Source organism: Mesorhizobium sp. ESP7-2 (genome assembly GCF_020164715.1).
Lineage (GTDB): Bacteria > Pseudomonadota > Alphaproteobacteria > Rhizobiales > Rhizobiaceae > Mesorhizobium.
In genome coordinates, this window is record NZ_JAIUGQ010000008.1 from 91,586 (window position 1) to 107,542 (window position 15,957).

Here is a 15,957-nt window from a genome sequence, read left to right on the forward strand (position 1 = left end):
TGTCAACGCGCGAACGCGGCAGGTGCCGCCCGCCAACGGTTTATTTTCCGGCCAAGGACCGGTATGCGACAGTAACCTCCATAGGACAGGGGATCACGCATTCTTGCGGAAACGCAGAAGGTGTGAATTCCAAGCCCGTCCTATTTCAGACAATTGGATTGTGGCCCCTTTACGAGCGCTTCAGAACTTCATTCCAATTTTAGGTTTACGAATTAGGTTGTCTTAATGCCGGCGTATGAAGAGCAGATGTCACGAGGGACCGCGCCAAGGCGCGTGCTTCCGCGCGCCCTGCTTTTGGCCATGATGTGCGGGACGGCGCTGCTTTGCGAATCGAGGCACGCGGCCGCGTTCGAGCTTTTCGGCATCAAGCTGTGGGGGTCGTCTAAAGACGAGGACGCTGACATTGTCGATCCCCTGCGCTACGCGGTGACCATCTCCGCACCCGATGCCGACAAGGATCTCGTCAAGAAGCTCGAAAATGCCTCAGCGCTGAAGGGCGACGAGGACCGGCCGGTTTCGGGCTCGCTCGGGCTGATGACCAAGGCGCGCAGCGACCGCGAACAGCTGGTGGCGGCGCTTTATGCCGATGCCCGCTATGAAGGCGTCGTCACCATCACCATCGACGGCAAGCCGCTCGACGAACTGCCGCCGGACGCCGAATTCAAGGGTCCGCAGCCCATTCCAGTGGCGATCACCATCTCGGCCGGCCCCAAATTCACCCTTGGCAATATCAGGCTAGAGGGCGACGCGGCGGGGCTGATGAGCGCCGATTACGGCCTGATATCAGGTGGCGACGCCGGATCGGGCGCGGTGCTCAAGGCCGAGGCGCTGATCGTGCGGACGCTGATGGAGCAGGGCAGGCCCCTGGCCAAGGTGACCGACCGGCAGATCGTCGCCGACCATGCCACATCGACGCTCGACGTGACGCTGACGGTCGCAGCCGGGCCGGTCGCCGGCTATGGCGCGACCACCGTGGAAGGCACCGAGAAGGTCGACCGCGACTTCACAGAATACATGACCGGGCTGAAGCGCGGCAAGCAATACTCGCCACAGGAGATCAGCGACGCGCGCGACAGGCTGCTGGCGCTCGAGGTCTTCAACAGCGTGACCTTCAAGGAAGCCGACAAGCTCGACGCCGACGGCAACATCCCGATCGGCGTCCAGGTCAGCGAGCGCAAGCCGCGCTATTACGGCCTCGGCGGCACCTTCTCGAACACCGAGGGGCTTGGCCTGGAAGGTTACTGGGGCCATCGCAATCTGTTTGGCCGTGCCGAAAAGCTGCGCATCGACGGCGCCATCAGCGGCATCGGCAGCAACAATCTGTCCGAACTGAACTACAATGCCGGAATCATGTTCGAGAAACCCGGCGTGATTGGCCCGGCGTCGAAGTTCTTCGCCAGCGTGAAGACCGTGCTAGAGCATCCCGACGCCTATGACCATTTCTCGGTCAAGGGCAGCGCCGGCCTGTCCTATGAACTCGACAAGAAGCAGACCGTATCGGCCGAGGTCGCGCTCGACTATTCACGCATTCACGACGCCTTCGGCAAGCACACCTACCTGATCGCCAGCATTCCGCTGCAATATGTCTATGACAACAGGGACAGCAGGTTGAACCCGACCAGGGGCTTCAGGGTGCTCGCCTATGCCGAACCGAGCTACGACATATTGAGTGGCGCGGCGTTCCTCAAGCTGAAGGGCGAGGGCTCGGCATACCAGTCGCTGGACACCGCGTCGAAGTTCGTGCTGGCGGAACGCGTCACAGTCGGCTCGATCGTCGGCACCGGGCTGCAGAACGTTCCGGCCGACCGGCGCTTCTATTCCGGCGGCGGCGGTTCGGTGCGCGGCTATGCCTATCAGGGCATAGGTCCGAAGGATTTCACCGGCCAGCCGATCGGCGGCCTCTCCTTCTTCGAAACCTCGGTGGAGATGCGTATCGCCGTCACCGACACGATCGGCATCGTGCCCTTCATCGATGCCGGTACGGTATCGACCAGGTCGGTTCCCAACTTCTCCGACGTCAAGGTCGGCGCCGGCGTCGGGCTGCGCTATGTCACGCCGTTCGGACCGCTGCGCATCGACGCGGCCGTGCCGCTCAACCGGGATCCCGGCGACCCGCATTTCGGCATTTATGCCGGCATTGGCCAGGCATTTTGACGATGAAGACGGTCTGGCGCATCCTTCGCATTGTCCTTTACACCCTGCTGATCGTGGTCGCGGGTGCGATCGGCGCGCTGGTCGTGCTGACCAAGACCGAGCGCGGGCGCGACAACCTCGCCGGCATCATTTCGCGGCTGGCCTCGAGCGACGACCGAAAGGTCACCGTCAGCGGCATCGACGGCATCTGGTCGGGCGCGCTCAGCGTCGACCATGTCGTGCTGGAGGATCGCCAGGGCGCCTGGCTGGTGGCGCGCAAGGTGGCCGTCGACTGGTCACCCACGGCGCTTCTGTCGAAAAGCTTCAGCGCTGACCGCATCGCGGCCGAACGCATCGAACTGGCGCGCCTGCCGGTGGCCGGCGCGCAACCGCCGGCGCAAAGCGGCACGACGACGCTGCCTGTCTCCATCGACATCAAGCAGATCGACCTGCCGGAAATCGCGCTTGGCGAGCAGCTAGCCGGCAGCGGCATCGCCGAGCTCGCGGCCAACGGAATGCTCAAGGCCGATGCCGCGCCACTGGCGGTCCAGACGGTGCTCAACGTCACCCGCCGCGACGGCAAACAGGGCAATGTCGACGCCAAGATCCATTTCGCACCCGCTGACAACAAGCTGGACCTCGACCTCAAGGCGTCGGAGCCGGCCGGCGGCATCATTGCCAACCTGCTCAAGCTGCAGGATGCGCCACCGGTCGACATCGTGGTTTCGGGCAGCGGGCCGCTTGCCAACTGGAGTGGTGTCGGCACCTTCCTCGTCGACCATCGGATCGTCACCCAACTCACCGGCCGGCACCAGCTCACCGACAAGGGCAATCATGTCGAGGCGAAGGGCGATGGCGATTTTGCGCGTTTCCTGCCGGAAAACCTGAAGTCGCTGTTCGCCGGCAAGACCAGCTTCGATGTAGCGGGCACCGCCACATCCGCTGGCGGCATCAGCATCGACCGGGCCAGCATCGAGAGCGATGCGGTGCACGGCACTGCCTCCGGCATTGCCGATCCTGCCGGCGCCAGCGACCTGTCGGTCGAACTCGCCGCCAAGGGCCCGCCCGTGGTGATCAGCGTCGGCAGCAAGGCGCAGCCGATCACGCTCGCGATCAAGAACGCCACCGCGCGCGCCTTCGGCGACGGCAAGGCGCCGACCGTCGACATCGGCGCCTCGTTCGTTTCGATCGTCGTCGGCGGCACGCGGCTGGACGATCTGGCGGCGCAGATCCATTCCGATGGTTTCGATATCCAGAATCGCGCCGGCCCGGTTGCCGTCAAGCTGGAGGCGGGCGGCCTGAAAACCGACGTCGCGACGTTGGCGCCGCTGATCACCGGCAAGGTCAACGTCGATCTGGCCGGTTCAATCAGCAAGGACGCCATTATTGCCATCGATCAAGGTACGCTGCGCTCCGATGCGCTCAATGCGTCGCTGACGGCGACGGTAGCGCTCGCCGACATGTCGATGCAGCTCAAAATGAACGCCGATGCCGTGGCGACCGCGTTCCCGCAGCAGATCGCCTCGGTGCTCGGCGGGCGGGTAAAATTCTCGGCCACCGCATCGCGCGATCCGCAAGGTTCTTTCGCCGCGAACTCCATCGAACTCACTTCGGGATCGCTCAGCGCCAGCGGTACGGCCAGCATGCAAGGCACGGACATCCAGGCCGACATCAAGGGCAAATTGGGTGACGTTTCGGTGTTGTCGCCGACGGTCGGCGTGCCGGTTGCCGGCGGGGTCGATTTCGCGCTGTCGGCCACCGGCGCGATCACCGCGCCGGATTTCACTGTTAGCGCCGACAGCGACAGCCTGACCGCTTCGGGCCGCACGGTGAAGGCCATCAAGCTGACCGCGAGCGGCAAAGCCGACATAACGAACCCTTCCGCCAACGTCTCGCTGACCGGCGCCGTCAACGACCAGCCGCTCGACATCAAGGCGGCCCTGGTGACCAGCGAGGGTAAGCGTTCGATCAACGGCTTCCTTGTTTCGCTGGGCGACAACAAGGTCTCAGGCGACCTGGCGCTCGACGACAAGTTCATGCCCTTGGGCACGCTGACACTCGCCGCGCCTGCCATCGACCAGTTGGCCGCGCTCGCCGGCCAGGCGGTGACCGGCGACATCAACGGCACCATCCTCTTCGCCAAGGACGGCGACGCGCCTTCCATTGCCATCGATGCCAAGAGCGCGTCGGTTGCGCGTGGCGAGGTGACGGCCAAGGCGATCGCCATCAATGCGCTGGTCGCCAATTATCTCAAGGCGCCGGCGATCTCGGGCACCATCAAGGCCGATGCGGTCACTTCGGGAAGCACCGAAATCGGCGGCATCGGCGTCGATCTCAAGCGCGACGGCGACTGGACCAATTTCACCGGCGGCGCCACGATCGCGGGCATTCCGGCGACCGCTGCCGGTCGGGTGAAGATCGCCGAGGGCACCACCAGCGTCGAGATCGCCTCGGGCGAAGCCACCATTCGCGGCATCAAGGCGGCGATTGCCGAACCGTCGGCTCTGACCATCGCCGACGGCACGGCCAAGATCGACAAGCTGGCGCTCGATATTGGCGGCGGCAAGGTGGCGCTGTCGGGCAGCGCCGGCGAGACGCTCGATCTTGCGGCACAGGTCTCCGCTTTGCCTGCCGCCCTTGCCAATGCGTTTTTGCCGGGCCTGGATGCCGCGGGAACGCTTGACGGTATCGCTGAAGTGAGCGGAGCGCCGGCGTCTCCCGACATCCGGTTCAACGCGAAACTGGCCGGCGCCGAGACCAGCCAGACGCGACAGGCAGGGCTCGGACCGCTCGCCGTCGATGCGGTCGGCAGCTACACGATTGCCGGCGGCGTCGCGGTCGACCATGCCACCCTCTCCGGCGACAAGGTCTCCGGCCAGGCCGCCGGCACCATCAACCCGAATGGGGCCAACGATTTCGCGATCGATCTGACCTCGTCCGGCCCCAGCCTGCCGCTGACGGTCGGAAGCGCCGAGAGTCCGGTCAAGATCGAGGTCCGATCAGTGTCGGCAAAAATTGCGGGTGAAAGCACGCATGCCCGGCTGGACCTTTCCGCGATCCTGCCCTCGGTCGTCACCAACCCTGCGAAGGTGGACGGACTTACCCTGACGCTGCACTCGGATGCGTTCGATCTTAGGAATCGCGCCGGGCCGGTTTCCGGAACGGTGTCGGTGGACAAGGTTGGGCTCGACAATCCAACGATCGCGCCACTCATGGCGGGCAAGGTCACGGCGGCGCTCAACGCCCGGCTGAGCGCCGACGCCGTCGCCATCGACAGCGGCTCGCTGAAAAGCGATGCCCTCAGCAGCCAGGTCGCCGGCCAGGTTTCGCTGCGTGACGGTGCCATCGACCTCAACCTGAAGGCGGATGCGCCATCATCGGCCTTGCCAGCGGCGGCACGCGGCATGCTTGGCGACCGCGCCGAGATAAGCGCCACGCTGAAGCGCGAGCCCAACGGCAATCTCAACCTGGGTGGATTGAAACTGACTTCGGGCGCGCTGAGCGCCGACGGGCAGGCAAGCCTTGCCGACAACAAAGTGACCGCCGACATCAGGGGGACGCTAAGCGACATCTCGCCATTGTCGAAGGATGCCAGGGGCGCCATAGCTTTCGCGCTCAGCGCGCAAGGGCCGACCATGGCACCGGACCTGTCGCTTACCGTCAACAGCGACAAGCTCTCGGTGGCATCGCGCGAGATCACCGGATTGAAGCTCACCGCCACCGGCAAGGCCGATGCCGCCAACCCGGCGGCCAATGTGCAGCTCACCGGCATTGTCGCCGGCCAGGCGCTGCAGGGGAGTGCCGTGCTGGCAACCGCCGGCGGCAAGAGCGCCATCAACGGCCTGCTTCTGTCGCTGGGCAAAAACAGGATCTCCGGCGATCTGGCACTGGACGACAAGTTCGTGCCTGAAGGCTCCATCTCGCTCGACCTGCCCGATATCGGCCCGCTCGCCGCGCTGGCGTTGGAAAAGGCGGAAGGCGACGTGCGCGGCACGATCGCCTTCTCCAGGAAAGGCGCGGCACCCCAAGTCGCCATCAAGGCGGCTACCGCCTCGATCACGCGTGGCGATCTCCAGGCGAAAGCCGTTTCCATCGATGCGCTGATCGCCAACTATCTCGGCGCGCCAGTCATCTCCGGCAAGATCCGCGCCGACACCGTCACATCGGGCGGCACCGTGATCAGCGGCATCGATGTCGATTTGAAGCGCGATGGCGACTGGACCGGCTTCTCCGGCGGCGCGACGGTCAAGGGCATTCCGGCAAGGGCAGCCGGCCGCGTGAAGGTGGCCGGCGGCACCACCACCATCGAGCTCGCTTCGGGGCAGGCGACCGTCCAGGGAATCAAGGCGGCCATCGCCCAGGCCTCGACCGTCAGCATCGCCAACGGCACGACGACCCTGGACAGGCTGCTGCTCAACCTTGGCGGCGGCACCGCGACGGTAACCGGCAAGGTCGGGCAGGCGCTCGACATCAATGCTGTGCTGGCGCGCGTGCCGATGTCGCTCGCCAACAGTTTCTCGCCCGGGCTCGATGCCGCTGGTTCCATCTCCGGCACGGTGAAGGTGACGGGTGCACCGGCGAGCCCCGCCATTGCCTTCAACATAGACGCCGCCAGCGTGCAGACATCGCAGACCCGTGGCGCGGGCGTCGGCGCGGTCAGTGTTTCCTCGTCCGGCACCTTTGCCGGCAACAAGCTGGCCTTCAACGCCAATATCAGCGACGGGGCTGGCCTTGGTCTCAAGGGCGGCGGCACGGTGACGACAGCGGGCACGCCGGCGCTGGCGCTCGACTTCAACGGTGCCGCTCCATTCGGCCTGCTCAGCGGGAAGCTTGCCGCACAGGGCCTGTCGCTGACTGGCAATGCCAACGTCAATGTGCAGGTGCGCGGTCCGGCGACATCGCCAGTGATCGGCGGCAGCGTCAAAACCTCGGGCGCGCGGCTGGTCGACGCACGCTCGGGCCTTGCCGTCAACGATATCGCGGCCGATGTCTCGATAGGCAACGGCGTCGCCAGGATCAATCGGTTGACCGGAACGCTGTCGACGCGCGGCAGCCTGTCGGCCAGCGGTACGGTCGGCATCAATCCGGCGCAAGGATTCCCGGCCGACCTGTCGATCAAGCTCACCGATGGCCGCTACACGGATGGACGCGTGGTGACCGCAAACCTTGGCGGCGACCTGACGATCAAGGGGCCGCTGACTTCGGCACCTGCGATTGCCGGCACCGTCAACCTGGCCAAGACCGTCATCACGGTTCCAGACAAACTGCCGGGCTCGCTCTCGGCGCTCGATGTCAAGCACAAGAATGCGCCAGGCCCGGTCAGGGCGCAGGACAAGGCGCTGCGCCCGGCGACGACCAGCGGCAAGAGCGGCGGCAGCGGCCTTGCGCTCGACGTCACGGTCAATGCGCCGAACCAGATTTTCATCCAGGGCAGGGGTGTCGACGCCGAATTCGGCGGCTCGCTCAAACTGACCGGCCCGGCCTCGTCGCCGCAAGCCGTCGGCACCTTCACCTTGCAGCGCGGCCGGCTGTCGATCCTTGGCAAGCGGCTGACCTTCACCGAAGGCACGGTCGGGTTCTCCGGCTCGCTGGTGCCCTATCTCAACCTGACCGCGACGACGACCACGACCGGCGCAACCGTCACCATCGTGGTCTCGGGCGAGGCGACCAATCCGAAATTCACCTTCAGTTCGGTGCCGGCGCTGCCGGAAGATGAAGTGCTGGCGCAACTGATCTTCGGGCGGTCGATGTCGAACCTTTCGCCGCTGCAGATTGCGCAGCTGGCCGAAGCGGCCGGGCAACTGGCTGGTGTCGGCGGCTCTACGTCGCTGCTGGAGAATCTGCGCGGCGCCATTGGCGTCGACGATCTCGACGTCACCACCGATGAGAAGGGTGGCACAGCGGTCTCGGCCGGCAAGTACCTGAACGACCGCACCTATGTGACGATCCAGAAGGGCGACAAGCCGGGTTCAGGCAAGGCGACCATCGACCTCAATGTCGGGCGCGGCGTCAAATTGCGCGGTGAGGCGACGGATGCCGGCGAAGCCAAGGGCGGCATATTTTACGAGAAGGAATACTGAGGGTCTGGCCCTCGTCATGGCCGCAACTGGCGCTGTCGTAACCGGTGCGAATGTCTCAGTTTAATCGGCAAAAGAGATTTTGGCGAAATCTGGGCGCACTAGCAATTTTGCGCCAAGACTGTCGCTATCGCGCGAACCGCTCCCCTCCCAAAGTTGCACATTCGCTAACATGTTCCCAATCCACGCCGTCTTTGACATCATGGCCCGGATGCGGAATGTTAATCGGCGGAAAGCCAACAATGGGAGTTAGTCATGACAATCTATAAGAGCAACGGCGACAGCGTTCCGGATCACATCCTGGCGATGGCCGAAGAGGCCAAGTCGGGCAAGGTCGATCGCCGCGAATTCCTCGCGCTCGCCAGCGTCTTCGGCGCGTCGACGGCCATGGCCTACGGCCTGCTCGGCCTAGCCGCTCCGACCCCGGCCAAGGCCGAGGACGTCAAGGGCAAGAAGGGCGGCGTGCTGAAGGTGGCGATGTCGATCAAGGATCCCAAGGATCCGCGTACAGCCGACTGGTCCGAGATTTCCAACGCCGAGCGCCAGGCGCTCGAGCCGCTGGTGAAATACACCAAGGAGTACACCTTCGCGCCATATCTGCTGGCAAGCTGGGACATCAACGACGACGCCACCGAATACACGCTGCATGTGCGGCCTGGCGTCGAATGGAACAATGGCGACAAGTTCACCGCCGACGACGTGGTCTACAATTTCTCGCGCTGGGCCGACAAATCAGCGGAAGGCAACTCGATGCCGGGACGCCTTGGCAGCCTCGTCGACGAGAAGACCAAGAAGTTGCGCGAAGGGTCCGTGGTCAAGGTCGACGACATGACCGTCAAGCTGAAGCTGTCGAAGCCCGACATCGCCATCATCCCGAATCTGTGCGACTATCCCGGCCTCGTCGTCCACAAGAGCTTCGACGAGAAGGGCGCCAACTTCAAGAACTGCCCGATCGGCACCGGCCCGTTCGAGCTCGTCTCCTATGATGTCGGCCAGAAGGTGGTCTACAAGCGCCGCACGACCGGCAAGTGGTGGCAGGGCGAGGCCTTCCTCGATGGCGTCGAGTTCATCGACTATGGCACCGATCCGGCCGCGACGGTTTCGGCCTTCGAATCGGGCGAAGTGCAGACCAACCACGAAACCACTGCCGATTACGTCAAGATCATCGAAGGCGTCGGCGCGCCGGCATCGGAAGTCGTGACCGCAGCAACCGTGGTCTCTCGCTTCAACGTCAATGCCAAGCCCTATGGCGACCAGAAGGTGCGCCAGGCGATGTGCCTTGCCGTCGACAATTCGGTCGTGCTGCAGCTCGGCTACGGCAATGCCGGCACGCCGGCCGAAAACCACCATGTCGCGCCGATCCATCCGGAATATGTCGAACTGCCGAAGATCAAGCGCGACATGGCCAAGGCCAAGCAGATGCTGACGGAAGCCGGCGTGATCGATTTCGAGCACGAGCTGATCAGCAATGACGAGGACTACCACAAGAACACCACCGACGCGATCGCGGCCCAGCTGCGCGAGGCCGGTATCAAGGTGAAGCGCACCGTGCTGCCGAGCTCGACCTTCTGGAACGACTGGACGAAGTACCCGTTCTCGGAGACCAACTGGAACATGCGTCCGCTTGGCATCCAGGTCATCGCCATCGCCTACCGCTCCGGCGAAGCCTGGAACGAGACGGCCTATGCCAATCCGGACTTCGACAAGAAGGTCAACGAGGCACTCGGCATCGCCGATGCGGAGAAGCGCAAGGTGGTGATGAAGGACATCGAGACGATGCTGCAGGAGTCCGGCATCATCATCCAGCCTTACTGGCGCAAGCTCTACATCAACATCAAGCCCGAGGTGAAGAACCACTCGATGCACCCCACCTACGAGCACGACTTCGGCAAGGTCTGGCTCGATCAGGCGTGACCCACAGCTTGACGGATACGAGGGGCCAATGGCCCCTCGTATTCGCAGGATCGTTGCCGTTGCACTGGATGCAGCGGCGGCGTGACGTCACAAGGTTTTCGAAACAGGGTTGACCATATCTGACCCCAACCCGGCCGGCAGGGGGGCACAATGTTCTCATTCATCATCAGACGCATCGGCACTATTCTGCTCACGATGCTGTGCCTGACGCTGGTCGTTTTCTTCCTCGTCAATCTCGAACCCAATCTTAAGAAGCTGGCGATCAGCCAGACCGAAATGCACACATCGGCCGAGCAGCTCGAAAGCTGGCTGGTCAATCACGGCTACCGCCAGAACTTCTTCGTCCGCTACGGCCAGTGGCTCGGCGTCTTGCCCAAGCAGCCGATCACGGATCCGGCGACCGGGAAGACGACGCAGCGTTTCTCCTTCTGCAACGACCCGACGGTGCCGACATTCACCGGCGTCATCGAGGGTGATTTTGGCTGTTCGACCAAGTTCAAGACCACGGTTGGGGCCAAGTTGTTCCCGGCGCTCGGCGCCACCGGCATCCTGATGTTCTGGGTGCTGGCGGTGATGGTGCCGGTTTCGCTGCTGATCGGCATTCTTGCCGGTATGCGCGAGGGCTCGCGCACCGACCGCGTGCTGTCGGTCGCCTCGATCGCCTCGACGGCGACGCCTGAATATGTGTCGGGCGTCATCTTCACCGTCGTCTTCGCCTCCTGGCTCGGCTGGCTGAACGGCTCCGCCGCCTCGGCAAGCCAGGGCATCACCTTCTACAATTTCACCTTGCCGGTGATCACCCTGGCGATCTACGGCATCGGCTATATCGCGCGCATGACGCGCGCCTCGATGGTCGAGGTGATGACGCAGCAATATATCCGCACGGCACGCCTGAAGGGGCTTTCCTTCAAAAGCGTGGTGGTCAAGCACGCGCTGCGCAACGCGTTGATCGCCCCGTTCACCGTGATCATGCTGCAGTTCCCCTGGCTGCTCACCGGCGTCGTCATCGTCGAGGTGATGTTCCGCTACCAGGGCTTCGGCTATACGCTGGTCGAGGCCGCCGGCAACAACGACATCGATCTTCTGCTCGGCTGTTCGCTGGTCTCGGTGTTCATCGTCTTGATCACCCAGCTCATTTCCGACGTCGGCTACGCGTTCCTCAATCCGCGCATCCGCGTTCAGTAGGGAGAAGGCGCATGCAAGCTCAATATATCGGCGCCTCCACCATCATCCTCGAAGTGTTTTGGCGCTTCTGGCCGGTCTGGGTCGCGCTCGCCATCGTCATGGGCGCGAGCTTTCTCTACAAGAAGAAGCTGGCGCTCTATGGCCAGCTGTTCGACAGCGGCGTCGGCATGGCGGGCGTCTTCATCTGCCTGTTCTGGCTGTTCACGGCGATCTTCGCCTCGACCATCTCGCCTTTCGATCCGCTCGGCCAGATCCCGATCATGAAGGACACGCTGCCCGGCGCCATCGAACCGCAATCGGGACTCGTCTATCTCTTCGGCGGCGACAAGCTGGCACGTGACGTGTTCTCGCGCATGGTCTATGGCAGCCAGATCGTGCTGATCATCGCGCCCGCCGCGACCGGTTTCGCGCTGATGGTCGGCATCACGCTTGGCCTGCCGGCCGGCTATTACGGCGGCAAGATCGATTCCGTCCTGTCGTTCCTGGCCAACCTGGTGCTGGCTTTCCCGGTGATCCTGCTGTTCTACCTGCTGGTGACGCCGGGCATCATGGACACGCCAATCCCCTATGCGCTGGCGGGTGTCTTCTTCCTGTTTCCGATCATCTTTTTCAGCGTGCTGTTCTGGACCCGCTACAAGAACCGGCCCGACCGGATCTACATCCTGCTTGGTCTGACGCTGATCATAGGCGGCTGGATCTACCTCGGCCTCGTCTTCGACAGGGATCCGCTGCACATCGTCCACATCGATCCCAATCAGCTCAACATCTTCGTGGCTGTGGTGTTCGCCTCCAGCCCCGGCGTGTTCCGCATCGTGCGCGGGCTGACCATGGACATCAAGACTCGCGACTATGTGGCGGCGGCGCAAACGCGCGGTGAATCACCCTGGTACATCATGCTGTGGGAGATCCTGCCCAATGCACGCGGTCCGCTGATCGTCGATGCCTGCCTGCGCATCGGCTACACCACGATCCTGCTCGGCACGCTGGGCTATTTCGGCCTCGGCCTTGCGCCCGAGAGCCCGGACTGGGGCACCGCGATCAAGGACGCCAGCCGATTGCTGCGCTCCTTCATCCACCCGGCGCTGCCGCCGACGATCGCGCTGATGTCGTTCGTGCTGGGGCTCAACCTGTTGGCCGATTCGCTGCGCGAGCAATCGATGAAAGACTGATTGACGGGTCTTGACCCGCATCTGGTATAATTTGGATTGGAGCGACCCATGAACGAGGCAGTTCGAAATCCCGCCAAGCCGACCAATGGGCCGACCAATGGGCCGATCATCGAGATCGAGAACCTGTCGATCTCCTTCTTCACCCGCAAGGGCGAAATACCGGCCGTGATGGATTTTTCCTGCACGGTCATGCCGGGCGAGGCGATGGGCATCGTCGGTGAATCCGGCTGCGGCAAGTCGACCGTGTCGCTCGGTATCATGCGCGACCTGTCCAACATCGGAAAAATCGTCGGCGGCAAGATCAAGTTCCAGGGCAAGGACATGGGCGAGCTCTCCGACGAGGAGCTGCGCGCCATCCGTGGCAACAAGATCGCCATGATTTACCAGGAGCCGATGGCCAGCCTCAATCCGGCGATGAAGATCGGCCAGCAGCTGATGGAAGTGCCGCTGATCCACGACAAGGTGTCGAAGGAAGAGGCCTATTCCAGAGCGCTCGAAATGGTGCGTTCGGTCAAGCTTCCCGACCCCGAGCGCATGATGCGCTCCTATCCGCACCAGCTTTCCGGCGGCCAGCAGCAGCGCATCGTCATCGCCATGGCGCTGCTGTCGAAGCCGGCGCTGCTTCTGCTCGACGAGCCGACCACCGCGCTCGATGTGACCGTGGAGGCGGGCATCGTCGATCTGGTCAAGGGTCTCGGCGAGAAGTTCGGCACCTCGATGATCTTCGTCTCGCACAATCTCGGCCTCATCCTGGAAACCTGCGACCGCATCACGGTGATGTATTCGGGCGAGGCGGTAGAGACCGGCAAGATCAAGGACGTCTTCGACCGGATGCGCCACCCCTATACGCAAGGGCTGTTCCGTTCGATCCCGCTGCCGGGCGCGGACAAGAACTCGCGGCCACTGATCTCTATCCCCGGCCAATTGCCACTGCCGCACGAGCGGCCGAAGGGCTGCAATTTCGGCCCGCGCTGTCACCATTTCGTCGAGGGCGTCTGCAACGCCGCCGAGATCCCGATGATCGAGGTCGCGGGACACGAAGGCCATTTCTCGCGCTGCGTGCGCTTCAACGAGATCGACTGGGAAGCGCTGCCGCCCGGCGCCAAGAAGGTCAATGAACGTGTCGTGCCCGGTGCGCCGGTGCTCAAGATCGAGGACCTCCGGAAATACTACAAGGTCGGCGGCAGCGAGGTGTTCGGCTCGAGCGAGGGCCGTGTCGTCAAGGCCAACGAGACGATCTCGTTCATGGCGCGCGAATCCGAGACGGTCGCCATCGTCGGCGAATCCGGCTGCGGCAAGTCGACCCTGGCCAAGGTGCTGCTCGGGCTGGAGACGGCCAGTTCCGGCAGCGTGACGCTGGGCAACAAGGAAATCCAGTCGACCGGCATCGAGAGCCGCAGCGTCGACACCGTGTCGTCGATCCAGATGGTGTTCCAGAATCCATTCGACACGCTCAACCCCAGCCATTCGGTCGGATCGCAGATCATCCGCACGCTGGAAAAATTCAATGTCGGCAAGACGGTCGCCGACCGGCGCAAACGCATGCTGGAACTGCTCGACCTGGTGAAGCTGCCGCGCGCCTTCGAGACCCGGAAGCCGCGACAGCTCTCCGGTGGCCAGAAGCAGCGCATCGGTGTGGCCCGCGCCTTTGCCGGTGACGCCAAGGTGGTGGTGGCCGACGAGCCGGTTTCGGCGCTCGACGTCTCGGTGCAGGCGGCGGTGACCGAATTGCTGATGGACATCCAGCGCAAGAACAAGACGACGATGCTGTTCATCAGCCACGATCTCTCCGTCGTGCGCTACATCGCCGACCGCGTCGTCGTCATGTATCTCGGCTATATCGTCGAGCAGGGCACGACAGACCAGATCTTCGCACCGCCCTACCACCCCTATACCGAGGCGCTGCTGTCGGCGATCCCGATTGCCGACACCAGCGTGATCAAGAAACATGTCGTGCTGGAGGGCGACATCCCCTCGGCGATGAACCCGCCGTCCGGCTGCCCGTTCCAGACACGCTGCGGCTACAAGAAGCTGGTGCCGGACAATCTTTGCGAGACCAAGGTGCCGCCGGTCAAGAACCTCGGCGACGGCCATATGAGCCTGTGCTGGCTTTCCGACGAAGTGCTCAAGACCATGGAGCCGGTGATCAAATTCGACAAGGAACACGCCGCCAATGAGGGCGTGCCGGATGATGCGCCCCATGGCGACGGTCCGGGCTTTGCCGGAACTCCGCCCGACCGGCCGCATGGCAAGACGGCCAGTGCGGAAGCCGACGCCGTGGGGGAGGCCGCCGAGGAGGCCGAAGCCGTTTCACGGGCCCGCCGGCACGAAGTTCGGGACGACGTCTCCGAGACCGGCGATGCCTCTCCGAAGCCCGCCAACGCCACCTCCGCGCCGTTCACGCCAAGGACGCTTGGAGACGGCCGCCAGGCGGAGAACGCACGCGTGGCACCAATTGCTGAGCCGGCGGCGAGGCAGACCCGTCTGGCCGGCGCAAATGTCGACAAGAACCGCCCGTCCGGCATCGCCAAGCCTGCCAAATCCGATGACCTCAAGCTGATCTCCGGCGTCGGCCCGAAGACGGAGGGCATCCTCAATGGTCTCGGCATCTTCACCTACGCCCAGGTCGCCGCATGGAAGAAGGCAGAGCGCGAGTGGGTTGACGATCATCTGAGATTCCACGGCCGTATCGAGCGCGAGGACTGGGTCAAGCAGGCAAAGGCGCTAGCCAAGGGCGGCGAGGCTGAATACATCAAGGTGTTCGGCAAGAAGCCGCGCTGAAAGCCACGACCGTTGCGGCAACACTTTAGTTGCCGCACTGGCTCAGTTGCTGTGCATAATCGCGGGCCATCTTGTCGGTGGCCCGTGCATAGCCCTGTACCCCGGCATCGCCACGATTGCCTCGGCCATAGGCGGTCCAGCCGAGATAGTAGGCGAGATAGAGGTTGTAGGTGTCGTTGCGCGCGACGCCGTAGCTGTCTGATGTCTTGGAATGATACCAGCCTACGAAGTCGACGGCGTCGGCGAATTTCGTTCGCCGTGCCGCCCAATTGCCGGTCTCGCTCTGATATTGCGACCAGGTGCCGTCCAGCGCCTGCGAGAAGCCGGTGGCCGACGAGACGTGTTTCCAGGGGATGAAGCCGAGCAGCTTTGTACGCGGCGGCCGGGCGTTGCTCTTAAAGCCGGACTCCTTGCGCACGGTGGCCATCAGCACTGGCACCGGCACGCCGTATTTCTGGGATGCGCGCTCGGCCGCCGACTGCCAATTGTCAAACCAGCCGTCATTCTGGTCGAAGACGGCGCAGACATTGTTGATGTGGCTGGGCGCGGTGGCGCAAGCCGAAAGCGCCAACAGCGCGCAAACTGCTACAATTTTACTAAAACTCGACCTACGCATGTGAGGAGCAATAGGCCGAAATCATAAAGGGAATCTTGCTACCGCCGTTAAGGCTTCGCCGGCACCAGCAGATGGGAAAATG

6 protein-coding genes and 1 pseudogene are annotated in these 15,957 nt (G+C 63.6%); 6 read left to right on the top strand and 1 reads right to left on the bottom strand.

Going from position 1 to position 15,957, the window contains the following annotated elements; genetic code table 11:
* The first annotated feature begins 225 nt into the window (after positions 1–225).
* From LB543_RS10635 to LB543_RS10660, 6 genes and pseudogenes are all read left to right on the top strand, one after another.
* Positions 226–2,154: an autotransporter assembly complex protein TamA gene (locus LB543_RS10635; protein WP_224614063.1), complete on the top strand. Its 1,929-nt coding sequence runs from the start codon at positions 226–228 to the stop codon at positions 2,152–2,154.
* A gap of 2 nt (positions 2,155–2,156) precedes the next feature.
* Entirely contained in the window at positions 2,157–8,213 is a 6,057-nt protein-coding gene (locus LB543_RS10640; protein WP_224614064.1) for a translocation/assembly module TamB domain-containing protein, read from the top strand.
* A 252-nt stretch (positions 8,214–8,465) separates the two neighbouring features.
* Entirely contained in the window at positions 8,466–10,124 is a 1,659-nt protein-coding gene (locus LB543_RS10645; protein WP_140811971.1) for an ABC transporter substrate-binding protein, read from the top strand.
* A gap of 150 nt (positions 10,125–10,274) precedes the next feature.
* On the top strand, positions 10,275–11,309 hold the full coding sequence (locus tag LB543_RS10650; RefSeq protein ID WP_140811970.1) for an ABC transporter permease: 1,035 nt from the start codon (positions 10,275–10,277) through the stop codon (positions 11,307–11,309).
* Positions 11,310–11,320: 11 nt separating this feature from the next.
* Positions 11,321–12,478, top strand: a complete 1,158-nt coding sequence (locus tag LB543_RS10655; protein WP_224614065.1) for an ABC transporter permease — start codon at positions 11,321–11,323, stop codon at positions 12,476–12,478.
* A gap of 48 nt (positions 12,479–12,526) precedes the next feature.
* Positions 12,527–14,851 (top strand): annotated as a pseudogene (locus LB543_RS10660) (dipeptide ABC transporter ATP-binding protein); the annotation flags it as partial.
* 433 nt (positions 14,852–15,284) lie between these two features.
* Here the strand turns inward: LB543_RS10660 and LB543_RS10665 are convergent.
* Positions 15,285–15,875, bottom strand: a complete 591-nt coding sequence (locus tag LB543_RS10665) for a transglycosylase SLT domain-containing protein (RefSeq protein WP_140759041.1) — start codon at positions 15,873–15,875, stop codon at positions 15,285–15,287.
* Positions 15,876–15,957 lie beyond the last annotated feature (82 nt).

Bases quoted from the DNA above. Each gene is read 5' to 3' on its own strand.
- LB543_RS10635 (WP_224614063.1), top strand. From the start codon at position 226: ATGCCGGCGTATGAAGAGCAGATGTCACGAGGGACCGCGCCAAGGCGC.
- LB543_RS10640 (WP_224614064.1), top strand. From the start codon at position 2,157: ATGAAGACGGTCTGGCGCATCCTTCGCATTGTCCTTTACACCCTGCTG.
- LB543_RS10645 (WP_140811971.1), top strand. From the start codon at position 8,466: ATGACAATCTATAAGAGCAACGGCGACAGCGTTCCGGATCACATCCTG.
- LB543_RS10650 (WP_140811970.1), top strand. From the start codon at position 10,275: ATGTTCTCATTCATCATCAGACGCATCGGCACTATTCTGCTCACGATG.
- LB543_RS10655 (WP_224614065.1), top strand. From the start codon at position 11,321: ATGCAAGCTCAATATATCGGCGCCTCCACCATCATCCTCGAAGTGTTT.
- LB543_RS10665 (WP_140759041.1), bottom strand. From the start codon at position 15,875: ATGCGTAGGTCGAGTTTTAGTAAAATTGTAGCAGTTTGCGCGCTGTTG.